Origin of the sequence: Virgibacillus dokdonensis, from assembly GCF_900166595.1 — a bacterium.
In the GTDB taxonomy this organism is placed as follows: Bacteria; Bacillota; Bacilli; order Bacillales; family Amphibacillaceae; genus Virgibacillus; species Virgibacillus dokdonensis.
Genome location: NZ_LT745763.1, coordinates 1,920,759 through 1,946,220, shown reverse-complemented (window position 1 = coordinate 1,946,220; position 25,462 = coordinate 1,920,759). Strand labels below are relative to the sequence as shown.

The window sequence follows — 25,462 nt, the reverse complement described above, 5'->3', positions numbered from 1 at the left end:
TTCAATTTAAACTTTCATAAAAACCGCTTTATTACTGATCAAACAAGAATAAATTTACGAATCATCTGAACCATTTTCCTACTATAACAAATACTGACCTAATTTTGGGTGTTTATAATACTTGGTGATCATTAATCACTAATGCGTGATAATACACCATTAATAAATTTACCAGATTTTTCATCTCCAAACGTATTTGCTAACTCAATGGCTTCATTAATAGAAACACTTACAGGAATATCTTCTACGTAGCGTATTTCAAAAACTGCAATCCGCAAAATTGCTTTTTCAACAGACGCAATCCTTTCTAAGCTCCAATTCTCTAGTTTCTCACTAATGATTTGATCGATTTCTACCTTATAGTTTATTACTCCGTTTACAAGTAGATTTAAAAAGGCATCCTTTCTTACTTGTTCATCCAAATGTTCCATTTCATGAATGGATTGCATTTCATGAATGTCAATAGAAAATATGATTTGCAATGCCTTCTTTCTAGCTTCATGTCTATTCATTCCTTACTAACTCCTTTAGTTCATCTCTCCCAAAATCATAACACGATTCCAATAGCAACGCTACAATCAACCTTTAATTGCTACATCCAAAATGAATCATACAACAAAACTCTATTGGAAGAGCTAAAATATTGTCAAACATTTGTCTGAAAGTAATTAATCCATCTTCTTGCGAAAAACAGGATTACGTCACTTCTTAACTATATTATTTTTTAAAGATTTTATTTTTTACGAACCAAATATTGGAACACTACGATTAGAAATATCTTGGAGTATCGCCAAGTTTTTCTGGCGAAATTATACTATAAACCTTTTAAATTTTATACTTTCCTATAGCAGAAGAAAAACGCCCTTCATGAGAACATATTTTTTCATGAAGGGCGTTTTAATAAAATTATTGCTACAAAAAAGATTTAACTGTTCGTTTTTTCTGTTGCTTCTTCTGGATAATCCATTTGAATGCCAACAACGTGAACATTGATTTCATCAATTTCTAACGCAGTCATATTTTTCAAAGTTTGTCTAATATTTGTTTGTAACAACTGTGCCACATGTGGAATAGATACACCAAATTGTAAAATGACATACAGATCAATGACAATTCCGTTCTCTGTTAATTCTACTTTTACCCCTTTACTATGCGCCTTTTTACCAAACCGCTCAGCTACGCCAGAGGCAAAATTTCCTCGCATTGCGTAAAGTCCGTCTATTTCTGAAGCAGCTAAACCAGTAATAACTTCAATGACTTCTGGCGCAATCTCGACCTTACCTAAACTGTCATCACTTACGTTTAATAACGGTTGTTCACTCATACACTCAACTCCTTTATTCATCTTCGTCTTGCGTTATAGGGTTTTCTTCAAGAAATTTTGTATTAAAGTCACCATTTATAAAAACGGGATGCTCCATAATTTTATGGTGAAATGGTATTGTCGTATGCACGCCTTCAACAATAAACTCATCCAAAGCTCTTTTCATTCGATGAATTGCTTCTTCTCTAGTTTTACCGTACGTTATCAGTTTCGCAATCATTGAATCATAATAAGGAGGTATTCGATACTCTGGGTAAACAGCAGCATCTACTCGGACCCCTAGACCTCCAGGTGGCAAATACATATCAACCTTTCCAGCTGAAGGCATAAAATTCTTAAAGGGATTTTCAGCATTAATACGACATTCTATAGCCCATCCGTTAAAAGAAATGTCAGACTGAGAATATGCTAATACTTCGTTATCAGCAATCTTGATCTGTTCTTTTATTAAATCAATACCAGTAATTAATTCTGTCACAGGGTGCTCGACTTGTATACGTGTATTCATCTCCATGAAATAAAATTGATGTGTTTTACGATCAAAAATATATTCAATAGTTCCAGCGCCTTCATAGCCTACAGCTTTTGCAGCTTTGACGGAAGCTTCTCCCATTTTTTCCCGGATTTCTGGAGTGATTGCTGGAGATGGCGCTTCTTCTACAAGTTTTTGCAACCTACGTTGAATGGAACAATCTCGTTCACCAAGATGGATAACATTCCCATGTTTATCAGCTAAAACTTGGATTTCCACATGTCGGAAATCCTCAATATACTTTTCGAGATAAACACCCGCATTACCAAAAGAAGTCTCTGCTTCTTTTTGAGTTATCTCTACCCCTTTCGTTAATTCTTCCTCGGTTCGCGCTACTCGTATTCCTTTCCCGCCACCGCCAGCAGTTGCTTTAATGATGATTGGATAACCGATCTGATTAGCAATTTCTTTTGCTTCTTCTACATCATGAATGATTCCATCTGAACCTGGAACAATAGGAACATTAGCGGCTTCCATTGTTTGCCTAGCTACGTCTTTTATTCCCATTTTTTGAATGGCCTCAGGCGTAGGACCAACAAAAGTAATATTACATGCACGGCATATTTCAGCGAAATCGGCATTCTCTGCTAAAAAGCCATAGCCTGGATGAATAGCATCTACACCTGTCAGCGTTGCTATACTCATGATATTGGTAAAATTTAAGTAGCTATCCTTGCTTTGAGTTGGCCCAATACAATAAGCTTCATCAGCCATTTGCACATGAAGAGCTTCACTATCAGCCTGGGAGAATACAGCTACTGTTTCAATACCCATCTCTTTACAAGCTCGAATAATTCGAACAGCAATTTCCCCTCTATTTGCGATCAGCAGTTTTTTTATCACACTTTACATCCCCTTACTTTGTACTAACTCGAAATAGCGGCTGACCATATTCTACCAACTCACCATTTTCTACTAATATTTCGACAATCTCACCTTCAACTTCTGCTTCAATTTCATTAAATAATTTCATTGCTTCAACAATACAAACAACGCTTGACTTATCAACTTTACTACCTATTGAAACAAAGTTTTCTCTCTCTGGGGATGGAGCTGCATAAAATGTTCCTACCATAGGTGAAACAATTTCATGATCATAATCTACTGTGCTTTCTTTTTGGGAAGATGCATCTTGTGTATTTTCTGCACTCGCTTTTTCTGATTCTATCTGTGCTACTGTTTCAGATACATTTTTTTCAGGTATATTTTTAGGTTGTACTTGTCCAGTTGTAGAAGATTTTTTTAATGAAATAGAAGCTCCGCTTGTTTCATACTTAAATTCTTCAATAGACGTTTGATCAATTAACCTTATTAATTCCTGGATTTCTTGTACATTTAACATATATTCAAGGCACCCCTTCATTTTCTAGCTTATTATTAGGTACTAATAACTCCTGTTAATATTTTACGATAAATGATAAACAAACTTCAAGATATATTATGAAGAGATGTCATACAAATAGCTTGTATTTTTATTATAACAAACTGAAAATGGAAAGCGAATGAAAAGCGCGCGTCAGTTCGATTCCTACTCCCTAGGATGGACTCACTACTAGTGCAACTACCTTAACAGAACGTTTTTATATTGAATTTGCTCCTTATTAATAGAAGACACAATTAGTAATAAGAAAATGTGGGTACTTTAGTGACTGTAGCTTTCATATAACTATGACCCTTCATTTTATAGCATAAAAAAATCCGGGCTCCCCCGGATTTCAACCATCTATTCTGTATCTTTTTCCGTTTCTCCTTGAGAAGGCAGAAACGATACATTTACTTTTTTATCTCCTAATTCATCTTTGACCATTTGAATAATGGAAACAGCTTCTGATTTTGGAAGATTTTCTTCAACCTTCACTTGTACGGTTACACTATCATCTTCAGATCGAACAAGTACATCTTTGTAGTTGGCAGAAGCTACAATGGTTTCTTCCAAAATCTTTTCTTTTGATGCCAAGTCTTCAATTGCATCAATTTCTTGTAAAGCTTCATCTTTTTCAGCAGAACTAGCGGAGCTTGAAGCAACGATGTCGGTTAATCTCTCTTTTTCCATGTTACGTTTATCTTGTAACTCCATACGAATTGTCGTAAACAATTCATCTTGCCCTACATTAGAAATCTCCTCTACTTCGGCATCATCATTGGCTTCTGAATCAGTAGGAACCGCTTTTTCTTCCTGCGCATTTTCTTGTCCATCATTGATATAAGCTAAATCTTCACTATCAGGTGAAGTCATATAATAGACGCTTAATAAAATCATTAAACTTAACATAGTTAATAGCCACACTGTTTGTTTTTTTAACATTTAAATTCCTCCCCTAATTCTTTGGCATTACAGACACTCGATGGGTTGGCACATCTAAGACACGGGAAACAGCTTCAACAATCCATTTTTTTACTGTGGCATGATCAGCTCCCTTAGCTACAACAAATACACCTCTAACTTCCGGCTTTTTCGTTTGAATGAGTAAAGGGACTTCCTTTTCACCTTGCCTTACTAACACTGTTTGTGTTTCTTCCGTTCCATCTTCAATTTCTCGCGTTCCCCCATTCGTATCCGTTTCCTCTGTAGTCTGTTGCCCTTTAATTAAGTTTTTCTCATATACTTTAATACTTGTAGATTCCAAATTGACCATGACTTCAGCTTCACTAACGCCTTGGATTTTATTTATCAATGTTTGTAAGTCCTTTGTATAAACAGATTCCAGCTCTTCGATATTTGACGTTGTTGCCTCCTTTGGAGATGCTGTTTCTTTTGAATTCGGTTCACTTGCCTGTTCCGTTGGCTGTTGGATCGGCTCTTCCATATCTGTTTCTGATGAAGTTGAAAAGATATTACCAATAATTAACAACATTACACTGACTAAGGCTAAAATGATCATGTAGCTCAATTTTTTAGGTGGTTTTTTTCCGTCTTTTTGAAAAAATTCTTTTAATTTCTCTATCAAGGTGCCCCTCCCTCCCATTGTAAAATTAGATTTTTTTGCTCCATTTCCCATAGATCGGATAGCTTATTTTCTATGTCCTTCAATTCGTTATTTTCTTTAGATACATCTGGGCTGTCTGAATAAATTACTACATCATCAACGTTTCGCACTGCTCCCTCCCCATTTTTTAATTCATTCACATACACAATGACTTTGTCCAAATTTTCATATGTCTTATCTTTCCCATTTACAAACTGAAATTGGATATCTGTAATTTCTGTTTGAAACGCTTCATGAAGTGGATCTTCTGCTATTTCTTTTAATTGGACAGCCATTTGTTCTAAAATATATGCATCTTGTGTAGCTTCTATTTCATTTTTTTGTGTTTTAATGGAATTATCTAGAGAATTGTTTTGATTCATTTCTTCAAAAACACCTGATAGAGAGCTTTCCACTGCACGTTGGACGTCGATTTGAAAAATATAAAATATAGGCTTTAACAAAATTAATATAAGGATAAGTCCGACAACGAGCTTCATGTATTTTTTCATGGAATTAGCTGGAATAACTAAATCAATGACCGTAGCTAACAAGATAAATAGAATAATTTGTGTGACCCAGTCAATAACTATTTGCAATTCAAGCTCGCCCCCCCTATCTTAAGAGCAAAGTTACATTACTAGCTGCAATAATGATGACAATTGCCAAAAAAAACATAAATGATACTGCTAATAAACACGCAAGAATAAAAACAATATATTTACTAATTGTATTCAATGTAGTAATAACTGGCCCATCCGCAATCGGCTGTAAGATTGCGGCAGCAACTTTATAAATTACTGCAATTGCAAAGATTTTTAATGCCGGAAACAAAGCGATAAACAGTATAATAATTAACCCTACAATTCCAATTGCGTTTTTTAACAATAGGGATGCGCTTAATATCGTATCTGCGGCATCTGTCATCGTACGACCCACAACTGGTATAAAGTTTCCGGTTATAAATTTTGTTGTTTTCATCACTACCCCATCTTGAATGGCACTTGCTGTTCCTTGTACTGACATGATGCTTAGAAAAATGGTAAAGAATACACCTAAGGTGCCAACTGCAATGGATTTAAATAGATTCGCTAAATGCGTTACCTTATAGTGCTCTGTTAAGCTACTGACTATCACTAACAAAGCCGATAAAAACAAGAGCGGCAAAATAAAATTAGCAACGATGAGACCACCTGCATGAATAAGAAAGATAATAATCGGATGAAAAAAAGAAACCGCCACAATATTCCCAAATGAAGCCATTAACCCTAAGACTAAAGGTAAGAGAGCAATCATAAAACTACTCATCGCGTCAATCGCATCTTTGGTGTAGGTCACCGCTGAATAGAAGCTATTTAATGCCAAAAAAATGAGCACGATATATACAACAAAGTAAGCGACTTTACTTACGGTACTTGTCTCAAACGCATTGTGCATCGTCTGTAGCATTGCCGAAAATAAAGTTAACATTAAAAGAGAGCCTAATAACTTCCCATTTAAAATCAGTTCATGAAATAAGAATTCTAAAATACCAATAATGATAGATTGAGGTGACAAAGAATCTTGATTTTTAATAAATTCATATACACTTGTTTTTTCGAGTTCTGGTAAATATCCACCATATTCATTTACTAATTTACCCCAGTATGCTTGTACCCCCTCCAAAGAAATTTCTTCTAGCATGTTATTTTGTACAGTATCTGATTCATTAGATGTCGTTTCTGCTATAGCTTTTTCATAACCCAGAAGGCAAATAACAAAAGTACATATAAGAATGATCCCTATTTGTTTACCATTCATGCACGATAAAAACTCCTTCCTAGGTTTATTTCTCGTACTACAATACTTTTCATACAGTAGGTATAAATTGTAAAATCGCTTCTATTACTGCAGTGATTATTGGTATAGCCAATAACAAAATAAATAATTTTCCTGCAAGTTCAATTTTATTGGCTACGGAAGTTAGTCCTGCATCTTTTGTAATATTCGCTCCCAATTCAGCAATATAAGCGATGCCAATTATTTTTAAAATGGTTTCCAAATACATCCCATCTACTTGTGCTTTTGCACCTAATGCTTGAATCAACTGAAATATATGATTGATTTGTTGTATGATGGACAGGAAAATAACTACCCCTGTAAGTAATACAACAAAAAATGCAAATGTCTGATTAACATTTTTTAAAATGATATAAAGCAAGCTAGCTACTAGACCCAATGTTACAATTTGTAAAATATCCATTGCACACTACCCTTGATAAAGAAAAACAGATTTAATCTGCTGAAAGAGATCTGATAGTCCATCAATGACTAATACAAGAACAATAATAAAGCCAATTAATGTGGCAAACTGGGCGATTTCTTCCTTACCCATCTGCTTTAAAATGGTGTGGATTAAAGCAACAATAATGCCAATTCCAGCAATTTGAAATAAAATCGTCGCGTCTGTAAACATAGGGAAGAACTCCTTTCACACTATAAAAGCAACAATACGATAAACACACCACATAATATACCTAAACTTTTTGTCATTTTCCCGTATCTTTGATACTGTTCATTAGCGGCTTCCAGCTCCCTTTCCAAATGACTGGCTGCCAGCTGAATATGCTTTTGCTGTTGGAGAAAATCATGTTTTCCAAGTGTTTGTCCAAATTGAAGCAATATTTCTTTCTCGTTTTTTCCAAGACACGATATATCCATAAATGTTTCTAAACTATTCTCCCAGACAACTTGAAAATCTTTACTCTCATAGTTCATGTTTTTATACAAGCGGTCAAAAAATGCGTGGATTGGAAATGGTGTCTGCTTTTGGATTGTGTAAAAAGCATCTTGAAGTGGTAAATGGCTATACATCATTTCAGCCTCAAGTATTTGTAAGGCATTTTTCACCTGCCTTATATGCTTAGGACGATTAGCGAGTCGATTACTCCATTCAAACCCAATCCACGTTGTTGTAGCAATAAATAACATCGCTCCTACCCACATCATGTTGCGTACCCCTCCATTTTTGCATACGATAAATTCCTATGATTCGAATCAAAAATTGTATATGTGTAATGCAACGGAGACTTTTGATGAAGAAGAACAAAGCGGTTAAAAATTCCTTTCTCAAGTAATGCTTGCACGCCAGGGCGACGTTTCAATTCTTCTAATGAGTAGCCATGTACGGAACATATCACAACAACACCTGCATGAAGTGCTTCTAACAATGCCTCAACATCTTTTTTACCACCAATTTCGTCGACAATTAAAACTTCAGGTGACATAGATCGAATCATCATCATCATTCCTTCTGCTTTTGGACAAGCATCCATTACATCTGTTCGCAATCCTAAATTGTGTTGCGGTATTCCTTTAATAGAAGCAGCAATTTCGGAACGTTCATCGATAACTCCAACTTTGGATGGTGAAATATGCTTCCATCCACTGGAGATGATCCTTGTTATATCGCGAATAAGCGTAGTTTTTCCAGTTTGTGGGGCACCAATAATTAACGTATTCATATACCCATTATGATATAGGTGCGGCATGAGTTTATTAGCAGCCCCAAGCTTTTGTTTAGCAATTCGAATATTTAAAAACGTAATATACTGGATCGCCTTTACAGATCCGTTTAAAGTGTTTACTCTCCCTGCCAGACCTACTCGATGTCCTCCTTCAATAGTCATATATCCTTCTCGTAATTCTTCTTCCATTCGATATAAAGAGTAGTCACTTAACTGCTGAATAATATGCACAAAATCACGCTTGTCCGGAACTAGAGAAGAAAGGTGCTCATAGGAATGATTAAAAATAAGTTCAATTGGTTGCTGTAACCTTAGTCTAATTTCTTGCAATGTTTCCCATCTATTCGTAAGTGCGCATTCTATCTCTTTTTGTAATCGTTCAGGAAAAAGTCTGCTTATTTCAATCATTAGCCTCTTCCCTCACTTTTTGAATTTCATTTATTAGTAAATGTATGCGCAAATAGATGAAATATGACTTCATTGTAAATGATAAGATAGAGTAAATATTTTAATTTTAAAAAATATGGAATTATAAGATAATTAATAACGTATGAGGAACGACTTACGACAACTTTGCTTAACAGCAAGTTCTGCTAAGACTATATTTATTTTAATAGGGTAAAATTATTTTATTTGTTCTATCTTCAGACAAGAATTATTTTCTGATAGATGTTGGAGCACGTTACCTAAGCGTTAATGGCTTTCTAAACTGTTAGAACTAATTCGCTTATATTATTGTCATCCTACATGAGAAATGCTGAGAATCTGCTACCTCAAGAGTTAGAAGATGTGAGCTAAACAAGTTTAAACTGCCATCCTAGTACCTAAAAGGTATACGAAACAAGGCGCGGAGGTTTTTTCACCCCCCACGCCTTTGAATCTGCCTCTAGCGTAAAAAAACAGCCTACCACAGGCTGTTTTTTTACGCTCTTGATACATATTTTCCGTCTGATGTATTAATAACCAATACGTCTCCTTGATTAATAAAGAAAGGTACTTGTACTGTATGTCCTGTTTCTAAAGTAGCTGGCTTTGAGCCCCCACTTGCTGTATCACCTTTAATACCTGGTTCTGTTTCCACAACTTCTAATTCCACGTTATTTGGAAGCTGCACACCTAGTACTTCACCCTCATAAGTTACAATAGAAACTTCCATATTTTCTTTCATAAATTTTAATTCATGTTCAATTTGGCTGCTGGAAAGCTCTATCTGTTCATACGTATTCGTATCCATAAAAGCATGCGCATCACCAGAAGCATATAAGTATTGCATCTTCTTCGTTTCAATATGCGCTTTACTTACTTTTTCTCCTGCCCGAAATGTTCTTTCTTGTATATTACCATTACGCAGGTTTCGAAGTTTAGAACGAACAAAGGCAGCTCCTTTACCAGGCTTTACATGTTGAAATTCCATTACTTGCCAAACACCATTGTCTACTTCTATTGTTAATCCTGTTTTAAAATCGTTCACTGAAATCATTGTCTGCCTCCTGTTATAACTGAATTAATTCTTTTGGTGCCAAAGTTAGTCGTTCATTTCCTGTTTCAGTTAAGACTACATCATCTTCAATGCGGCATCCACCGACTTCTGGGATGTATATACCTGGTTCTACAGTAACAACCATCCCCTTTTCTAAGGGCTTTTCAGATTTAAATGACAACGAAGGGGCTTCATGAACTTCCATACCTAGTCCATGTCCAGTTGAATGACCGAAAAATTCTCCATATCCGTTTTCTTTTATATAATCCCTCGTTGCTGCATCTGCTTCTTTACCAGTAACCCCAGGTTTAATAGCGGTTACTCCACGTAATTGAGCCTCTAATACAATATGGTAAATGGAATGTAATTGGTCATTAATTTCCCCTACTGCTACTGTACGAGTAATATCAGAACAATAGCCTTGATATAATGCACCATAATCCATTGTCACTAGTTCGCCAGATTGGATTTTTTTATCCGAGGCAACACCATGTGGTAAGGCAGAACGATATCCAGAAGCTACGATAATATCGAAGCTTGATGAAGTCGCACCTTGCTTACGCATAAAAAACTCCAATTCATTAGAAATATCTATTTCTCTTACTCCAGGCTTAATATAAGATTGAATATGGTCAAATGCATCATCTGCTATTTTAGCAGCTTTTTTCATGATGCCTAATTCATCGTTTGTTTTAAAGAGGCGTAAAGATTCAACCATATTATTTACAGGGGTTAGTTCCACTTCAAATGTGTCCTTAAACGTTGTGTACTCACTATATGTAACATGATCTTGTTCAAAACCCAGTTTTTTTATGCCCATACTTTTTAGCTGATGTTTTATTTCTTCTTTTAATCCCTGCTTATGTTCCACTACTGTAAAATCAGCGATTTGTTCATTTGCTTGATTTGTATAACGAAAATCAGTAATAAACCGAGCATCTGTTAAGCTAACTAAAGCAACACCCGCAGTACCAGTAAAACCAGTCATGTAGCGACGGTTTATTCCACTCGAAATCAAGATGCCATCTAATTCTTTCGCTTCTAGCGCCTGTCTTAATTTGGTAAGCTTACTCATTTTCTCATCCCTTCATCTTCTATATTTTTCACAGGAAAATCGACTGTATACAGTTTATCATAAACAACACCATTTGAATAATATAACCTGCTGATAACCAAGCCTATTTCTGCGTCATTTCTGTTTGCGTTGTGTCATCTTTAGCACGTTGCAGATCTTGATAATCATAGGATATGGAATAGCCAATAAATGTTCCATAAAGCACATAGACACAAAGAGTGGAGACGATAGTGTCTAGATTCAATTTTTGTACAGATGGTACGCTTGAAAATATGGGGTTCATGATGATAAAAATAACTCCCCATAGTACCCCCCCAAATGTCACTCCCATCCAAAGCGAATTCACTTTTCGAAACAATAAATAATAAACGAACGCTACTGCTATTGAAATGACGCCTATTGCGAAAATAGTCATGAGCGTGCCCAGCCATGTGTCAATCCATTCCACTTGTAGCCATGAGCTCAATATAAATGATTTTGGAACTATTTTAGAAAAGTTAAAGTAATATAATATTGTCGCAAACGTACTCCAAATTAAACCTCCAATAAAGCCTGTTAACAAGGACCTAGACAATATAGTCATTGGCGTTTCATGTTTATTTTGCTCTAAATGTTTATCTTGTTTATTCAATTTGAACACCTCCTATATGTAGTATTACCGAAACAAAGTAAAGCCATCCCTGAAATATATGGTCATCTAATTAACCTATTTTTCTCTAGTTATTTCCTTGTTAATGCAGTAAAATAAAAGTATAGATATAATTACATTTTTAGTTCGTTTTATTTAAAATAAATGAATATTATATTAAAAAGAAGGAAAGGCTATACATGACAGACTTATTTGATTAATGAGCAGACAGTGTAAATACGTGGCTCATCACCAAGCCTTTGTTTTACTTATACTATAACCCTAAAAAATTTATATTTTATTATAGTGTAAATAAAATGTCATACCTTTCACTTCCAGTGTGACGAATAAGGAAGCCTACATTCAGAAGCTTTTTTAGAATTGTCGCTAGGGATAAAGACGTGCGAAGTTGTATGATAAACATAGATAGGAGGACGCGTAATGAAGCGAAAATCTATTTCCATTGCTGTGTATATGATTATCGGTTTAGCTACTATTGGACTATTAACACAACTATTTACAAAACCTGCGAACTTGATCAATAACATGTTCATTTCCATCGGATTTGGGGTCGTTCTATTTGCGATTATCTATTTTGTGTTTATTCGAAAAAAGAGCTCTTCGAATGAAATGAAGAAATATAAACAAGCTGTCAAGCAGTCTAAAGCAAAATACCACCAACAGAAACCAGCTTACAAAGCAAACGCTACAAAGCAACAACCGACCAGCCCTACACTCCGAAAGAAAAAACATAAGCGGGCAGCTCATTTACGAGTTATTGAAGGTAACAAACATAAAAGGAAAGATCGTGCGTCTTTTTAAAACGCACGATCTTTCCTTTTTCCCAGTTCACCTTTTTATTGTTCACAGTTGGTAATAATATTTATAAGGAACTCGAATCTACTTAGGCCAACGGTCAAGAAACTTTTCTGTATACGCATACCCCGCTTGAATAAGTGATTCTTTGGTGGCTTTATTAATATAAAAATCAGTACTTTCAATATTTTCCACAGAAATAAAAACAATGTTTTTTGCTTCCGATGTAGAAATATATCGCGCATCATGTGCTTCTTTCATTGTAAGAAACAAAGCATGAAACATGTGTAATGCATTTTTTATTTTACGAGGTTTTAATTCTTGGGTTGAGGTAGTAGTTAATTTGACACCGATAATTGGGCGTGTTCGTTTATGAGGGTTTTTTTCAAATATCCAAAGGGGAAAATTACTTAAAAGACCTCCATCAATAATCAAGCTTTTCTCTTGTTTACTGCCTTTCAATTTCTGGGGCATGAAAAAATATGGAAAGCCTGCACTCATTCGAATAGCTTTAGCTACAGGAAATTCCTCTGGAGGTATACCATATATTCTTTCTAAATCATCAGGGATAACAACAAGCTTACCTAAAGATATATCGCTAACAACGACTTTTAAATAACCGGCTTTAATATCTTGAAATGTACAAATTTGCTTTGCTGCTAATTTTTCTGCGATCCATTTTTCTAATTTATTTCCTTTATTAATTCCTAATTGAAAATATAAAAGCAACCATTTTGTAAAAGGAAGCCATTTAGCCAATTTTGGGGGGTCTAAGAAATCATTTAAATCCAACTCTTCCATAAAAGCTTCTATCTCTTTATGCTTGTACTCTGCCACTAATAAAGAAGCAATGATCGCTCCCGCTGAAGTACCTGCAACACGCTCCATCGTAAGACCTTTTTCTTCAATTTTCTTCACTGCACCAATAAAAGCGTAAGCCTTCACTCCACCACCAGAAAAAACACCATCTATTTGCATACGCGCAATCTCCCCTTCAATACTTTTTATAAGCGGTGGTTCAAAAAAGGTAATTAAACGTCACACATTTTTCCATAGATGGTTTTTACGAAAATTCGTGAAGGTATTCTTTAACCACTGATGCAGATGTACATCTTCACGAACGATCTTCATACTCACTTGATAGAAAAACCTGGCTTGTCGTCAAGTCTTATGGCGGAAGCTGTAGATTTTTTCTTATACTATAAACCCTAAAAATTTTATACTTTTCTAACCTCGTTTATGAACACACGCTTTTAGTCTTATAAATAAGCAGTGAAGTGCAAAAATAGAACCTCTTAAAGATTATTTTTTATAAAGGCCTTCCATTTGTAAGTAAAAAACGAATTATGAATTGCTTTCCAATTCTGCTTCATGATGCGTGCGCTTTAATTCTTCTACTCGAGCTTTATCTTCTTTAAAATAATTGACCACATCACCAATTCGATCAATGGAATTCCAGCTCAAATGGTGTTCAATCCCCTCTACATCATTGTAAATATTTTCATGATCTACTCCTATAATTTGCAAAAATTCTTCTAGTAGGTCATGACGGAAAACCAATCTCTCTCCAACTTTTTTTCCTTTAGTTGTTAAAATAAAGCCTCGATATTTCTCATAATTTAAGTAATTATCGCGGTCTAATTTTTGTACCATTTTCGTTACTGAAGATGGGTGTACTTCTAATGCTTCTGCAATATCAGAAACACGTGCATATCCTTTTGATTCCATTAAGTTATAAATCTGCTCTATATAATCTTCCATACTTGGTGTAGGCATATAAGTTCCTCCGTTTCAAGAATAAGTTTTTATCAAAGGCAAAATTGTTTCTATTATAAGAATACATGATTTATGAATAGGAAACAAGCTATAATAACTTATCATATATTGTATTTATTTTCACCTTCCAACCCATTTCAAATCCAAGCCTTCGTATAACTTTTGAAAAATAGCTCTAAACCACCTATAATAGAAACTGCACAAATGTGAAAGACGGGGGAAAAAATAATGGAATTTTTAGCAATACTCATCGTTGTTCTTGCAGCCTTTCTTATATTTCGGTTTTTCAGACAACGTATGTATTTAACAACATTAACTGAAGATCAATTTCGTGAAGGTTATCGTAAAGCGCAGTTAATTGATGTACGAGAGCCACAAGAATTTAAACGTGGACATATTCTAGGAGCAAGGAATATACCAGTTACGCAAATGAAACAAAGACTAGTGGAATTGCGTACAGACAAGCCTGTTTACCTGTATTGTCAAGGTGGTTCAAGAGCTGCTAGAGCTGCGCAGCTTTTGCATAAAAAAGGGTATAAAAACATTAACGTGTTAAAAGGCGGTTTTAAAAAATGGACAGGAAAGATTAAGCAATCTTAACTCTCTAGCAAGACCCACGATACAATAAAACTGCTTTCTCTTTAAGCAAAAAGAAAGAATAGCATCTATTAAACGGCTTTAGCTCTATGGACGATAGAGTTAAAGCCGTTTTATTAGTTATTTCTCAACATAAAATGGCCTATTTATTTCTTTGGATTTAGCAAAAGGCGCAAGCGCTTCAGCAACGTAGCGACTGGAACGAATCAACGAAAGTTTTAGGAATCATGCTCCTGCAACAGGAGTATGCTGGCGCCCTCCGTCAAGCCCGTCTTTAGTCGGCCTTCCTATTTAGAACGAACCGATGATGACTTAGCTTAGGGCAATGGAGTGAAGTCGCCTAGTTGCTGGCGCTGGAGCCGGACGTGGCTAAATAACTTAGTAAGTTTATCCACAGCTGCAAAATTTGATAATTTCCCACTAGCGTTGCATAAAAAGTAATGCTTTAAGTCAAGCGTTAATTTTCCATTTGAGACATAGGTAACAGAATTTTCTGATATATGTTATTTGTACACAATGAAAAAAAGACAACAGGCATGAGAGGTAGCCCTTCATCCATTTTTTGAATAGTATATACTTTTAAACGAATGGATCGTATGTTAAATCATCTAAGTGTAACACGTCTCCTGTCTCATATTGTGCTAGGGTCTCTGCAAAAATTCGCTCATTGTCCCACCTTCGTCGTCCACTGGACTCTCGCTCTGGTTCTTTACGTACTTTCAAAATAAAGGTTGCCATGGATTGATCGTAACCATCCTTTATCCAACGCAACATTTCCAGCAAGGTTCCTTTGAAACCTATTTTATTTTTCATTAGGATGATCAGGCAAAAGGTAATCATTGCAAGATAGACTTGATTATAAACGGCATTTTCACTCTTACCATATAATGTTGTAATGACCAAGTGTTGCTTGATCCATTTGAAAAACAACTCTATTTTCCAGCGGTTTCGGTAGATATCGCTGATTTCTTGCGCACTGCGCTTGGCGTCGTTACACACAATCCGAATAGGCTTGCCATTACTATCTGTTGTCTCTATCAATTGTAATGGATGTTTCATGTTTCCGATTGTCACCATGGCATGGCGTGTGATGGGAGAAGATGGATCCACGAGTAACTCTTCCACGACGTGTACCACTGTATTGGCTTTGATACGCGTTGCAAATTTTATTCCTTTTTCCGAATAGGCATCGAACTTCGCAAAGTTGAAGTACCCGCGATCGAATACATGAAGCACATCTAACTGATAAACAATTAATTCATCCAGCTGTGTCTCATCCGCTGGTCGGGCTGGCGTTAGAATCATCTTATCTAGCGAGAGCGTATCATTGCACAACCTAATTGAAGTGTGCATTTTAATCCCGGCTTTTGTTTCTCGAAAATCAGCCCATTCATAGCCACTAAGACACATGGAAATAGTCGATGAATCAATCAAATGCAGCTGAAGCAATGCCTTTCCTGCTTTCACAGGTCCTAGTGTATACTGTACCTTTTGAATGAGATGACGAAGAATAGCTTCTGGTATTTCATGTGGGATTTGTCTATTCTTACGCGAGAGTTGTGACTTACTGATACTGTCTATACCTACTAATCGCTGCACCGTTTTTTTGCGTGAAACAGACTGACTGATTACTGCAAGATTTTCTGATTTTTTAAGTTGTGCGTAAATAAATAAGCGAATATAGGCAATGGTATCTAGCTTTTTCACATACTTGTCTACCCCTTCCATATCAATCATTTTTTGAATAACTTTTGTATCTAATGGATGAATGTATTCCTTGAATACCATTTTTATGGTATGATTGTCCATGAAAGACTCCTTATAATTTGGGATTTGGACAGGACTACCATACCCTAATTATAAGGTTTTTTTATGCGTTTTTGTATTGATAATTCCTATTATTCTTAGTATTGACACAAGTTGTTTTTTCTTGACTACTTTATAAAAAGTTTATGCAACGCTAGTGATAATTTCCTAGACAATTAGAAAAACCTGGCTTGTTGCCAAGTCTTTATGCCAGTTGAGCGAAGTCGTTTTACTTATATTATAATCCTTAAAATCTTATATTTTTCTTTCATGCAAGAGGATGATCTAAAGACAACGTTTGAAAAGAGTTTAGTTTAGTTATCTCCTGTTTAAGCTTGTCCAGCACACATCCATTCATTCTTGATGGAAATTTCACAGCACTTCATACTCGGTATAAATACTCCCCATAGATAGCGAAAGTTTTAATCTTCTCTTCCTTAAGGGGAGTATTTAAGCAAACCTTTGAATACCTTTAGAAAGTTATCACTTAAGTTTTCCTATTTTTCATACCGTAAAATCGGTTTTCTAGCAGCGGTTGTTTCATCCATCCGTTTAACAATTGTTTCATGAGGCGCTTCTTGTACTAACTCAGGTTCGTCTCTTACTTCAGCAGCAATTTGCTTCATTGCCTTAATAAATCCATCTAACGTTTCTTTTGCTTCTGTTTCTGTTGGCTCCATCATTAAAGCTTCTTCCACATTTAGAGGGAAGTAAATGGTAGGTGGATGATAGCCATAGTCTAACAACCGTTTAGCAATATCCAATGTACGTACACCCTGTTTTTTCTGGCGTCTACCAGAGAGGACAAATTCATGCTTACAATGTTGATCGAACGGTAAATCATACTCTTCTTGTAATTGCCTCATTAAGTAATTTGCATTTATTACCGCATACTCGCTTGCTTTCTTCAAACCTTCTGCACCCATTGTACGAATATACGTATAAGCACGTAAATAAATCCCAAAATTACCGTAATAAGGCTTTACCCGCCCGATTGATTGAGGGAGATCATGATTAAATCGATAAGCTGCTCCTCGTTTTTCCAATATTGGTTTTGGTAAAAATGGTTTTAGCTCTTCTGTCACGCCAACTGGACCAGATCCTGGGCCTCCGCCACCATGAGGACCTGTAAATGTCTTATGAAGATTTAAGTGGACAGCATCAAATCCCATATCACCTGGACGCGCATAACCCATAATGGCATTTAAATTTGCTCCATCATAGTATAACTTTCCACCAGCTTCATGAACAATTTGCGCCATTGCTTCAATTTCTGTTTCAAATAAGCCTAATGTGTTTGGGTTTGTTAGCATTAATGCAGCAGTATCAGGGCCGACTACTCTTTTCAAATCTTCTAAATCAACAAGCCCTTTGTCATTAGATTTCACTGTTACCGATTCAAATCCGGCAACCGTTGCTGAAGCTGGGTTCGTACCGTGAGCTGAGTCAGGAACAATCACTTTTGTGCGATGGAAATCGCCATTTGCTTCATGGAAAGCACGAATCATCATTAAAGCGGTCCATTCGCCTTGAGCACCTGCAGCAGATTGTAAAGAAACTTCATCCATTCCAGTTATCTCTGACAACGCAGTTTGCAAGTCATACATCATTTCCATTGCCCCTTGCACACTGCTTTCAGGTTGATTTGGGTGAATATGACTAAAGCCATCCATCCGTGCAACGTCTTCGTTGATTTTAGGGTTATACTTCATCGTGCAAGATCCTAATGGATAAAAACCAGAATCTACACCATAATTTCTATTCGATAGAGCTGTATAATGACGCATTAAATCGAGTTCGCTAATTTCAGGGAGATCTGGTGCTTCTGTTCGAATATACGATTTTGGCAATTCTGCTTCTAAATCCATATCAGGTACATCTAACTCTGGCAAACTATACCCTGTTCTGCCAGTTTTACTACGTTCAAAAATTAATGGAAAGTCTCGATTAGCCATGAATATCCCTCAATTCTTTAACAAATTGATTTATTTCTTCCATACTTCTGTTTTCCGTAACAGCTATAAGCATATGTCCGTTCATGTCAGGATAATCTTTTGCCAGATCATATCCTCCAATGATCCCTTTTGTAAGTAATTTCTCATTAATTTCTGCAATAGGCTTATCCAATTGAATAATAAACTCGTTAAAAAATGCACCATTTTTAACCGTTGAAAATCCTGATTCCTCCAGTTTTTTCATCGCATAACGTGCTTTTTTCATGTTCAAAGTTGCCATTTTTTTTAGTCCATGTTTTCCAATGGAACTCATCGCAACTGCACTCGCAAGCGCATTTAATGCTTGATTGGAACAAATATTAGAGGTAGCCTTATCTCTACGAATATGCTGCTCTCTTGCCTGTAATGTAAGAACGAACCCTCTAACGCCATCCTCGTCCGTAGTTTGTCCTACTAGTCTACCCGGAACTTTTCGCATAAGCTTTTTTGTAGTTGCAAAATAACCACAATGCGGCCCACCAAATTGCGCAGGAATACCGAAAACTTGTGTATCCCCTACTACAATATCTGCACCGAATGCAGCAGGCGGTGTTAAATAGCCCAAAGCCAATGGATTACTTGATGTTATAAGCATCGTTTTCTTTTGGTTTTCAAGCAACTGTTGCACTTCTTCCATCGGTTCTAATTGACCCAAAAAGTTCGGATACTGCATAACGACACTTGCTGTTTCTTCATCCAACGCTGTTTTTAATTGTTCTACGTCTGTTTTTCCCTCCTTTGTATCAATGTAGACGATCTCCAAGTTTGGACCTTTTGCATACGTTTCAATCACCATACGATACTGAGGGTGTACAGCAGTAGAAACTAATATCTTTTTACGCTTTGTTTGTGCAGCACTTAAATTAACAGCTTCCGCCAGAGCAGTTCCACCATCATACATGGAGGAATTAGCCACATCCATACCTGTTAGTTCACAAATCATCGTTTGAAATTCAAAGATGGCTTGTAGCTCCCCCTGCGAAATTTCTGGTTGGTAGGGTGTATATGCTGTATAAAATTCTGATCTGGAAATAACATGATCGACAACAGATGGAATAAAGTGATCATAAACACCAGCGCCTAAAAAGCTTGTGTATTGCTTTAAATTTGCATTTTTACTTGCTAGTTGTGCCAATTCTTTTTTCAAATCCACTTCATTAGCAGGTTTTTTTAAATCCATTGGTCGATTTAGACGTACATTGCTTGGTATATCGGAAAAAAGCTCCTCTGAGTCTTTGACACCAATACTAGCTAACATGGCTTGTTTATCCTCTTCCGTCATAGGTAAATAGCGAAATTCCATTGATTTATCCCCCTACCTTTCTCGTTTATAAAAAGGTGTTTCTACTATTTTTGCTTTTAATTGGCGCTTTCTTACTTGGACGAAAAGCACCGTTCCAAGTTCTGCAGAAGCAGTGCTTACTAAAGCAAGACCCAAATTCTTTTGAAATGTTGGTGATTGCGTTCCTGAAGTAATTGATCCTACTTTTGTTTCGCCATCATAAACTTCGTAACTCGTTCTTGGAATGCCTTTATCTAGCATTTCTAAACCAACAAGTTGTCTCTTTGCACCTTGTTCCATTTGTTGCTGTAATACTTGTTTACCAATGAAGTCATTTGCTTTATTTACCTTTACTGCAAATGATAATCCAGCTTCTATCGGCGTAATCTCCGGAGATAATTCTTGACCATATAAAGGTAAACCCGCTTCAAATCGTAATGTATCTCTAGCGCCTAACCCGATTGGTTCCACGCCTTTTTCTTTACCAGCGTCTAAAATTGCTTTCCATAGCGCAATTCCACTCGCTGTAGGTATATAGATTTCAAATCCGTCTTCTCCTGTATACCCTGTACGGGATACGAGTGCTCGCTCTTCTACCCCTGTAAACGCGATATCTGTCTCAAATCTAAAGAAGCGGATTGCCGATAAATCTGCTGATGTGAGCGATTGCAATACTTCTTCTGCAAGAGGACCTTGTAAGGCAAGCTGAGCATAACAATTGGAAACATTCTCAATAGCAAGCTCTTCCGCTACATAATCATTATTGTCAAGAAGCCATTGATAGTCTTTATCTGTGTTTGCTGCATTTACAACAAGCAAGTAGTCGTCTTCTTTTAGCTTATAAATTAAAAAATCATCAACGGTTCCGCCATCTTCATAACACATAAACGTATATTGTGCCCGGTTCGGCGTTAGTTTTGCCACATCATTCGTAACCATTCGTTGCAAAAATTCTAAACTTTTCGGCCCTTTAACTTCAATTTCCCCCATATGGGATACATCAAATAGACCAGCTTTCGTCCTCGTCACCTCATGTTCATGTTTAATGCCTTTAAACTGAACAGGTAAGTTCCAACCGCCAAAATCAATAACTTTAGCCCCATATTCTTCATAAATAGGATATAAAGGCGTTTGCTTTAACTCGTTCATCCCGATCACTCCCTTAAATCTTTCTATAGTACAAAAAACAGAGATTTCATTGTTTTTCATGAAATCTCTGTCCTGCTACCAGAAAGTTGCATACCGATAACACTAATAATCGGTACTTGCTTCGTGGGTGGTCTACAGCTAACCGCCGTAAACACTCTCCAGAGTTGCGTCCTACAAGAGTCTGTTTGCCTGAGAGATTCGCTTTCACTTGCTCCTTCGGCGTTACATAGTTTAACACTTTAAAAACAAGCCATCTATGTAAACTCTCCCCTTGTATTCATTCGCTTTTATGAAAAATGTAGTTTTGGTTATACTATGTACTAATTCATCAATGAAACATCCATTTATTGTGTATTATTATATCACATATATAGAAAGATAAAATAGAGAAACAGTTATTATATAGAAAAGGAAGGTTACCATGAAATCAATCTATATAGATAAAGATGATAACTTCATAAACGAACTTGAAGATAAACTTAAAAAAAATACGCAACTTTCTTCTTGGGAATTATTTTCCATGGCTTATGCTGCAGAACAAACTACCATGGTACCTAACTTTACAGGCTTAAGAGCCCTTGAATTTTTACCACATGTTACCTTTTTAGATCATCAAATTCAAACAGCTGAACGAGTTGTTGAGCAAATGAATGGTAGAGCTATTCTAGCCGATGAAGTTGGTTTAGGAAAAACCATTGAAGCAGGGCTTGTATTAAAAGAATATATGATTCGTGGCTTAGTTAAAAAAGCACTCCTTCTCGTACCTGCATCTTTAGTAAACCAATGGGAAAAAGAGTTGAATGAAAAGTTTTATCTTCCAGCTGTAGCTTACAGGAAAAACATGAGCTGGGAGCAGGGTAACATTATCATCTCTTCTTTAGATACAGCGAAAAGGGTACAACACCAAGATACTATTCTTGATTTAGACTATGATTTCGTACTTGTTGATGAAGCACATAAATTAAAAAATCATAAAACAAAGAATTACCAGTTTGTGCGCTCATTAAAAAAGAAATATTGTCTATTATTAACAGCTACACCTGTACAGAATGAACTTCTAGAAATTTTTAATCTTGTATCTATCTTAAAACCAGGGCATTTAGGTAGCTATGATTCTTTTAAAGCAAGTTACGGGAATGATCGAAAAACGATGAAACAAGATCTATACCTAAAACAATTAGTTCAAAAAGTAATGGTTAGAAACACTAGAAAAGATACTGGTTTAAATCAAATTAAGCGTCATATAGAAACCATCTGGACAGAGTTCCCTCGTGAGGAAGCTGAAGTTTATCAAGCATTAGAAGAAAGTACTATGCTACTTCCTTCTTTTTCTAAAATTACCTTTTTGCGAGAATTATGTTCATCAAGGGAAGCATGTTATTTATCACTTAAAAAATTGCTCGAAGAAAACCCAGAACTTGAATCTGTTCAAGGTGTAATAGAAAAAATTGAGCAATTACCTCATCACCAAAAAGCAGGTAAAGTGGTTGAATTAATAAACAGCATAGGAAATGAGAAAGTAATCATCTTTACAGAGTATCGAGCTACGCAATTTTACTTACAATATTACTTGAAACAGCACGGTATCAGTTCTGTACCGTTTCGAGGCGGTTTTAAACGTGGGAAAAAGGATTGGATGCGTCAACTTTTTAAAGATCACGCCCAAGTGTTGATTGCAACAGAGGCTGGAGGTGAAGGGATAAATTTGCAGTTTTGTAATTATATGATCAACTATGACTTGCCATGGAACCCCATGCGTTTAGAGCAACGTATTGGCCGTATTCATCGCTATGGTCAGGAAAAAGATGTGTTTATCTACAATTTCGCCATTAGAAATACAGTGGAAGAGCACATTATGAAATTATTATATGAAAAAATTCATTTATTCGAAAACGTCATTGGAGATTTAGATGCCATTTTAAGTGAGCTTTCGATTCAAAATATGGAACAGGAAATTGAACAAATCTACACAGAATCAGAAACAGCCGGTGAAGCAAAAATTAAATTACAAAATTTATCGGCTATTATTGAGGCAGAACAACAATCAAACTTGGAGGAAAAGCAATATGGTGATACATGATTTGAATGCATTTCTACATGCTTTTTTTAAAGCACACCACTGCCAAATACTGTCCAATGACAATGGCGTATTAAGCATTCAACTAACAGAAGAATTGGATAAGGTACTTATGAATAGGCCATTTTATTGGCATTATATGAAAAAAATGGGCTACACCGGCGATCCCATGAAGCTTACATTAATAACGAACCCAGATAAGCGTCAGGAAAAAGGGGAGTGGATTCATTTTGGTAGCCCTCGTTTGCAACAAATCATTCGCTATTTACAAGATACTAAAAAATATACCAAGCTCTTTCAGCAGTTATCTCCAAATAAAAATACGCCTCTATATCCATGGCTTGTAACGAATATAAAAATAAGCTACCAAGGAAAGCATAAGCGAGACGAGTTGTTTTCAATTGGCTTGAATTTAATAAATGGTGTAATGCATGCAAAAATGATGGATGTATTAAATACTATTTCGCTTGAAAAAACCATTGCGGATTATTGTTACACGTTGTCACCAATGATTAAAATGGAAAGTGGTTTTAAACGTATTGAGTCCGTATTAGATCAATATATAGAAAACCAGGAACATCAATGGGCAGTTGATTCTTTACAAGCTTTAGAAGAAGAAACAAAGCTATTACATCATTTTTACACAGAGGATATGGAAGATGAGATGATGAAAAGGGAATTACAAGAAATTCAAGAACGGTTTCAGCCCAAAATATTATATCAAGTGATTAATGGTGGTTTATTTTATTTAGCAACGGAAACATCCTAACCTTTAACATACAAACAATCTCGAGCAGGCGTTTATTTCGCCTGCTTATTCGACGTGTCACGCAGCATTTTTAAAGCTAGAGGGATGACACCAAACCATTTGTTTGTCATCAAACGCTCTTGTCTTTTTTTGGTTTCTTTACGTTGTCTTCTCTTTTCCTTAGGCATATCTAAATAAGTGACAACTTGTTCAGTTACAAATTGCAGGTAATCCTTTGCCGACATAATTTCCCCTCCTATTTTAGAAAAATTTGACATATCACTACGTATTACTATAAACCAAAAATTTTTCACTCTCTATAGTGTAAAAAATGAACTACTTATAGTTTTTCCAAATGTAAATACTTTATCCCAATAAGAGGTCAGACAATTTTCCGCTGTTCATGAAAGAAAACGTGCTCAAAGGCATAAAGCGCTAGAAGTTAAGATGGGACCTCTCTCCGTAATCTGATTGCTGTTTTCCCTTTGCTTAGATGTACTTTTATTAGAAAGACTGTTGTCACCAAGTCTTATGGCTAAAGCTGTAATTTTTCTTATACCCTAGATTGTAAAATTAAGCGAGACACCAAAAAAGACATGTCATGATATACTCAACGAATAACCAACCAAAGTTAAGGAGAGTGTATCTGACATGTCCTACACCCATCTTACCAAAACAGAACTGGTATTCATAGAGGAATATCATGAATTCGGCCTTTCTGGTCGAAAAATTGCCAATAAATTAAAGCGCGGCCATGAAGCTGTTTATCGTGTTATTAGACAACTGAAAGAAGGACTTACTGCGATAGACGTTTATCTACAATATCAAGCGAATAAAGCGACATGTGGTCGTAAAAAGATTCAATTAACACCTAACGAAAAAGCCTATATTCATGAAAAAGTCCGCGATGGCTGGACGCCTGATGTAATAATCGGACGAAACGAAAAGACTATCTCCTGCAGCATGCGCACGCTTTATCGAAAGTTTTCATCAGGCGAATTTAACCAAAATGATTTACCTATGCAAGGCAAACGCAAACCAAATGGTCACCAGGAAAGAAGAGGAAAACAAAAATTTCGCCGCACCATCCTTGATCGTGATCACGATCACCCAAATTACAAGAAAGAATTTGGTCATCTAGAAGGAGATACCATTGTGGGACGTCATCACAAGAGCGCTGTTATCACGCTTGTTGAGCGTTTAACAAAATGCATCATCGCAATTAAACCAGCTGGTAGACAGGCAACCAATATTGAAACATCGCTCAATCAATGGTTTGAGCGATTACCAAAACACTTATTTAAGTCCATTATCTTTGACTGCGGGAAAGAGTTTTCCAATTGGAAATCCATCAGCAATGAACAAGATGTTGATATTTATTTTGCAGATCCTGGAACGCCATCCCAAAGGGGGCTAAATGAGCATTCCAACGGTCTTCTGAGAAAGAATGGGCTACCAAAAGAAATGGACTTTAATCCTGTGTCACAAGAGTATATTTCTGAGGTTGCACTCCGACGGAATAACATACCAAGGAAATCATTGAAATACAAAACACCAATGGAGTGTTTCATAGATTATGTCGGTCAGGATTTTGATAAAAGCATGTTGTCTCGCTTAATTTGACAAATCAAATACTATAAACCTTTAAATTTTACACTTTCCTATAGAAATAAAAAAATTAAAAAAGAAGGAGTTTGATGTCTTTT

Annotated in this window: 27 protein-coding genes and 1 riboswitch; of the genes, 5 read left to right on the top strand and 22 right to left on the bottom strand. The window is 36.0% G+C overall.

Annotation, left to right across the window (positions count from 1 at the left end; translation table 11 throughout):
- Positions 1-131: 131 nt before the first annotated feature.
- The 15 genes from nusB to B2C77_RS10565 all read right to left on the bottom strand — a co-directional run bounded on the left by nusB (position 132) and on the right by B2C77_RS10565 (position 11,514).
- Complete coding sequence (gene nusB, locus B2C77_RS10635) at positions 132-512, bottom strand: transcription antitermination factor NusB (RefSeq protein ID WP_077703583.1); 381 nt, start codon at positions 510-512, stop codon at positions 132-134.
- A 413-nt stretch (positions 513-925) separates the two neighbouring features.
- Complete coding sequence (locus B2C77_RS10630) at positions 926-1,324, bottom strand: Asp23/Gls24 family envelope stress response protein (RefSeq protein ID WP_077703582.1); 399 nt, start codon at positions 1,322-1,324, stop codon at positions 926-928.
- A 13-nt stretch (positions 1,325-1,337) separates the two neighbouring features.
- Complete coding sequence (accC, locus tag B2C77_RS10625) at positions 1,338-2,699, bottom strand: acetyl-CoA carboxylase biotin carboxylase subunit (RefSeq protein WP_077703581.1); 1,362 nt, start codon at positions 2,697-2,699, stop codon at positions 1,338-1,340.
- A 13-nt stretch (positions 2,700-2,712) separates the two neighbouring features.
- Complete coding sequence (accB, locus tag B2C77_RS10620) at positions 2,713-3,198, bottom strand: acetyl-CoA carboxylase biotin carboxyl carrier protein (protein ID WP_077703580.1); 486 nt, start codon at positions 3,196-3,198, stop codon at positions 2,713-2,715.
- Positions 3,199-3,579: 381 nt separating this feature from the next.
- Complete coding sequence (locus B2C77_RS10615; protein WP_077703579.1) at positions 3,580-4,161, bottom strand: SpoIIIAH-like family protein; 582 nt, start codon at positions 4,159-4,161, stop codon at positions 3,580-3,582.
- Between the two features lie 13 nt (positions 4,162-4,174).
- The gene (gene spoIIIAG, locus B2C77_RS10610; RefSeq protein ID WP_077703578.1) at positions 4,175-4,804 is read right to left on the bottom strand and encodes a stage III sporulation protein AG; all 630 of its coding nucleotides are present in this window, start codon (positions 4,802-4,804) and stop codon (positions 4,175-4,177) included.
- Positions 4,801-5,421 (bottom strand): stage III sporulation protein AF, encoded by a 621-nt coding sequence (gene spoIIIAF, locus B2C77_RS10605; protein WP_077703577.1) that lies wholly within the window; start codon positions 5,419-5,421, stop codon positions 4,801-4,803. Before spoIIIAF ends, spoIIIAG begins: the two co-directional genes overlap by 4 nt.
- Before the next feature lie 16 nt (positions 5,422-5,437).
- Complete coding sequence (gene spoIIIAE / locus B2C77_RS10600) at positions 5,438-6,622, bottom strand: stage III sporulation protein AE (protein ID WP_077703576.1); 1,185 nt, start codon at positions 6,620-6,622, stop codon at positions 5,438-5,440.
- 49 nt (positions 6,623-6,671) lie between these two features.
- Positions 6,672-7,064: a stage III sporulation protein AD gene (gene spoIIIAD, locus B2C77_RS10595; RefSeq protein ID WP_077703575.1), complete on the bottom strand. Its 393-nt coding sequence runs from the start codon at positions 7,062-7,064 to the stop codon at positions 6,672-6,674.
- Positions 7,065-7,070: 6 nt separating this feature from the next.
- Positions 7,071-7,277 carry a stage III sporulation protein AC gene (gene spoIIIAC, locus B2C77_RS10590; protein ID WP_021291150.1) on the bottom strand — a complete coding sequence of 69 codons (207 nt, stop codon included), beginning with the start codon at positions 7,275-7,277 and terminating at the stop codon, positions 7,071-7,073.
- Between the two features lie 20 nt (positions 7,278-7,297).
- A complete protein-coding gene (gene spoIIIAB / locus B2C77_RS10585; RefSeq protein ID WP_077703574.1) occupies positions 7,298-7,810 on the bottom strand; it encodes a stage III sporulation protein SpoIIIAB in 513 nt (170 codons plus the stop codon).
- Positions 7,807-8,736, bottom strand: coding sequence for a stage III sporulation protein AA (spoIIIAA, locus tag B2C77_RS10580; RefSeq protein ID WP_101933876.1), 930 nt, complete (start codon positions 8,734-8,736; stop codon positions 7,807-7,809). The genes spoIIIAB and spoIIIAA overlap by 4 nt, the downstream gene beginning before the upstream one ends.
- Positions 8,737-9,250: 514 nt before the next feature.
- Positions 9,251-9,808, bottom strand: a complete 558-nt coding sequence (gene efp, locus B2C77_RS10575) for an elongation factor P (protein ID WP_073004364.1) — start codon at positions 9,806-9,808, stop codon at positions 9,251-9,253.
- 13 nt (positions 9,809-9,821) lie between these two features.
- Positions 9,822-10,883, bottom strand: coding sequence for a M24 family metallopeptidase (locus B2C77_RS10570; protein WP_077703573.1), 1,062 nt, complete (start codon positions 10,881-10,883; stop codon positions 9,822-9,824).
- A 103-nt stretch (positions 10,884-10,986) separates the two neighbouring features.
- Positions 10,987-11,514, bottom strand: coding sequence for a YqhR family membrane protein (locus B2C77_RS10565; RefSeq protein ID WP_077703572.1), 528 nt, complete (start codon positions 11,512-11,514; stop codon positions 10,987-10,989).
- 438 nt (positions 11,515-11,952) lie between these two features.
- Between B2C77_RS10565 and B2C77_RS10560 the strand changes: the two genes are divergently transcribed.
- On the top strand, positions 11,953-12,333 hold the full coding sequence (locus B2C77_RS10560) for an SA1362 family protein (RefSeq protein WP_077703571.1): 381 nt from the start codon (positions 11,953-11,955) through the stop codon (positions 12,331-12,333).
- Between the two features lie 78 nt (positions 12,334-12,411).
- On the opposite strand, the gene B2C77_RS10555 is transcribed toward B2C77_RS10560, so the two are convergent.
- Both B2C77_RS10555 and mntR read right to left on the bottom strand, forming a co-directional pair.
- Positions 12,412-13,305: a patatin-like phospholipase family protein gene (locus tag B2C77_RS10555; RefSeq protein WP_077703570.1), complete on the bottom strand. Its 894-nt coding sequence runs from the start codon at positions 13,303-13,305 to the stop codon at positions 12,412-12,414.
- A 366-nt stretch (positions 13,306-13,671) separates the two neighbouring features.
- The gene (gene mntR, locus B2C77_RS10550) at positions 13,672-14,103 is read right to left on the bottom strand and encodes a transcriptional regulator MntR (protein ID WP_077703569.1); all 432 of its coding nucleotides are present in this window, start codon (positions 14,101-14,103) and stop codon (positions 13,672-13,674) included.
- Positions 14,104-14,331: 228 nt separating this feature from the next.
- Between mntR and B2C77_RS10545 the strand changes: the two genes are divergently transcribed.
- Complete coding sequence (locus B2C77_RS10545) at positions 14,332-14,703, top strand: rhodanese-like domain-containing protein (RefSeq protein WP_077703568.1); 372 nt, start codon at positions 14,332-14,334, stop codon at positions 14,701-14,703.
- A 576-nt stretch (positions 14,704-15,279) separates the two neighbouring features.
- Here B2C77_RS10545 and B2C77_RS10540 read toward each other — a convergent pair.
- The 4 genes from B2C77_RS10540 to gcvT all read right to left on the bottom strand — a co-directional run bounded on the left by B2C77_RS10540 (position 15,280) and on the right by gcvT (position 20,931).
- On the bottom strand, positions 15,280-16,509 hold the full coding sequence (locus B2C77_RS10540) for an IS4 family transposase (RefSeq protein ID WP_077703567.1): 1,230 nt from the start codon (positions 16,507-16,509) through the stop codon (positions 15,280-15,282).
- A gap of 494 nt (positions 16,510-17,003) precedes the next feature.
- Positions 17,004-18,461 carry an aminomethyl-transferring glycine dehydrogenase subunit GcvPB gene (gene gcvPB / locus B2C77_RS10535; RefSeq protein WP_077703566.1) on the bottom strand — a complete coding sequence of 486 codons (1,458 nt, stop codon included), beginning with the start codon at positions 18,459-18,461 and terminating at the stop codon, positions 17,004-17,006.
- The gene (gene gcvPA, locus B2C77_RS10530) at positions 18,454-19,803 is read right to left on the bottom strand and encodes an aminomethyl-transferring glycine dehydrogenase subunit GcvPA (RefSeq protein WP_077703565.1); all 1,350 of its coding nucleotides are present in this window, start codon (positions 19,801-19,803) and stop codon (positions 18,454-18,456) included. The genes gcvPB and gcvPA overlap by 8 nt, the downstream gene beginning before the upstream one ends.
- 12 nt (positions 19,804-19,815) lie before the next feature.
- Positions 19,816-20,931, bottom strand: coding sequence for a glycine cleavage system aminomethyltransferase GcvT (gene gcvT / locus B2C77_RS10525; RefSeq protein WP_077703564.1), 1,116 nt, complete (start codon positions 20,929-20,931; stop codon positions 19,816-19,818).
- A 167-nt stretch (positions 20,932-21,098) separates the two neighbouring features.
- Positions 21,099-21,212, bottom strand: a riboswitch (glycine riboswitch).
- A 140-nt stretch (positions 21,213-21,352) separates the two neighbouring features.
- Here gcvT and B2C77_RS10520 point away from each other — a divergent pair.
- Together B2C77_RS10520 and B2C77_RS10515 are read left to right on the top strand one after the other, a co-directional pair.
- A complete protein-coding gene (locus B2C77_RS10520; RefSeq protein WP_077703563.1) occupies positions 21,353-23,011 on the top strand; it encodes a DEAD/DEAH box helicase in 1,659 nt (552 codons plus the stop codon).
- A complete protein-coding gene (locus B2C77_RS10515; protein WP_077703562.1) occupies positions 22,998-23,777 on the top strand; it encodes a YqhG family protein in 780 nt (259 codons plus the stop codon). Before B2C77_RS10520 ends, B2C77_RS10515 begins: the two co-directional genes overlap by 14 nt.
- A 32-nt stretch (positions 23,778-23,809) precedes the next feature.
- On the opposite strand, the gene B2C77_RS10510 is transcribed toward B2C77_RS10515, so the two are convergent.
- Entirely contained in the window at positions 23,810-24,001 is a 192-nt protein-coding gene (locus tag B2C77_RS10510; protein WP_077703561.1) for a YqzE family protein, read from the bottom strand.
- A gap of 406 nt (positions 24,002-24,407) precedes the next feature.
- Between B2C77_RS10510 and B2C77_RS10505 the strand changes: the two genes are divergently transcribed.
- Complete coding sequence (locus B2C77_RS10505; RefSeq protein WP_077702006.1) at positions 24,408-25,379, top strand: IS30 family transposase; 972 nt, start codon at positions 24,408-24,410, stop codon at positions 25,377-25,379.
- Positions 25,380-25,462 lie beyond the last annotated feature (83 nt).

Excerpts from the sequence above, each read along its gene's own strand:
- nusB (WP_077703583.1), bottom strand. The coding sequence starts at position 512 with ATGAATAGACATGAAGCTAGAAAGAAGGCATTGCAAATCATATTTTCT.
- B2C77_RS10630 (WP_077703582.1), bottom strand. The coding sequence starts at position 1,324 with ATGAGTGAACAACCGTTATTAAACGTAAGTGATGACAGTTTAGGTAAG.
- accB (WP_077703580.1), bottom strand. The coding sequence starts at position 3,198 with ATGTTAAATGTACAAGAAATCCAGGAATTAATAAGGTTAATTGATCAA.
- B2C77_RS10615 (WP_077703579.1), bottom strand. The coding sequence starts at position 4,161 with ATGTTAAAAAAACAAACAGTGTGGCTATTAACTATGTTAAGTTTAATG.
- spoIIIAE (WP_077703576.1), bottom strand. The coding sequence starts at position 6,622 with ATGAATGGTAAACAAATAGGGATCATTCTTATATGTACTTTTGTTATT.
- spoIIIAD (WP_077703575.1), bottom strand. The coding sequence starts at position 7,064 with ATGGATATTTTACAAATTGTAACATTGGGTCTAGTAGCTAGCTTGCTT.
- spoIIIAC (WP_021291150.1), bottom strand. The coding sequence starts at position 7,277 with ATGTTTACAGACGCGACGATTTTATTTCAAATTGCTGGAATTGGCATT.
- spoIIIAB (WP_077703574.1), bottom strand. The coding sequence starts at position 7,810 with ATGATGTGGGTAGGAGCGATGTTATTTATTGCTACAACAACGTGGATT.
- spoIIIAA (WP_101933876.1), bottom strand. The coding sequence starts at position 8,736 with ATGATTGAAATAAGCAGACTTTTTCCTGAACGATTACAAAAAGAGATA.
- efp (WP_073004364.1), bottom strand. The coding sequence starts at position 9,808 with ATGATTTCAGTGAACGATTTTAAAACAGGATTAACAATAGAAGTAGAC.
- B2C77_RS10570 (WP_077703573.1), bottom strand. The coding sequence starts at position 10,883 with ATGAGTAAGCTTACCAAATTAAGACAGGCGCTAGAAGCGAAAGAATTA.
- B2C77_RS10560 (WP_077703571.1), top strand. The coding sequence starts at position 11,953 with ATGAAGCGAAAATCTATTTCCATTGCTGTGTATATGATTATCGGTTTA.
- B2C77_RS10555 (WP_077703570.1), bottom strand. The coding sequence starts at position 13,305 with ATGCAAATAGATGGTGTTTTTTCTGGTGGTGGAGTGAAGGCTTACGCT.
- mntR (WP_077703569.1), bottom strand. The coding sequence starts at position 14,103 with ATGCCTACACCAAGTATGGAAGATTATATAGAGCAGATTTATAACTTA.
- B2C77_RS10545 (WP_077703568.1), top strand. The coding sequence starts at position 14,332 with ATGGAATTTTTAGCAATACTCATCGTTGTTCTTGCAGCCTTTCTTATA.
- B2C77_RS10540 (WP_077703567.1), bottom strand. The coding sequence starts at position 16,509 with ATGGACAATCATACCATAAAAATGGTATTCAAGGAATACATTCATCCA.
- gcvPB (WP_077703566.1), bottom strand. The coding sequence starts at position 18,461 with ATGGCTAATCGAGACTTTCCATTAATTTTTGAACGTAGTAAAACTGGC.
- gcvPA (WP_077703565.1), bottom strand. The coding sequence starts at position 19,803 with ATGGAATTTCGCTATTTACCTATGACGGAAGAGGATAAACAAGCCATG.
- gcvT (WP_077703564.1), bottom strand. The coding sequence starts at position 20,931 with ATGAACGAGTTAAAGCAAACGCCTTTATATCCTATTTATGAAGAATAT.
- B2C77_RS10520 (WP_077703563.1), top strand. The coding sequence starts at position 21,353 with ATGAAATCAATCTATATAGATAAAGATGATAACTTCATAAACGAACTT.
- B2C77_RS10515 (WP_077703562.1), top strand. The coding sequence starts at position 22,998 with ATGGTGATACATGATTTGAATGCATTTCTACATGCTTTTTTTAAAGCA.
- B2C77_RS10510 (WP_077703561.1), bottom strand. The coding sequence starts at position 24,001 with ATGTCGGCAAAGGATTACCTGCAATTTGTAACTGAACAAGTTGTCACT.
- B2C77_RS10505 (WP_077702006.1), top strand. The coding sequence starts at position 24,408 with ATGTCCTACACCCATCTTACCAAAACAGAACTGGTATTCATAGAGGAA.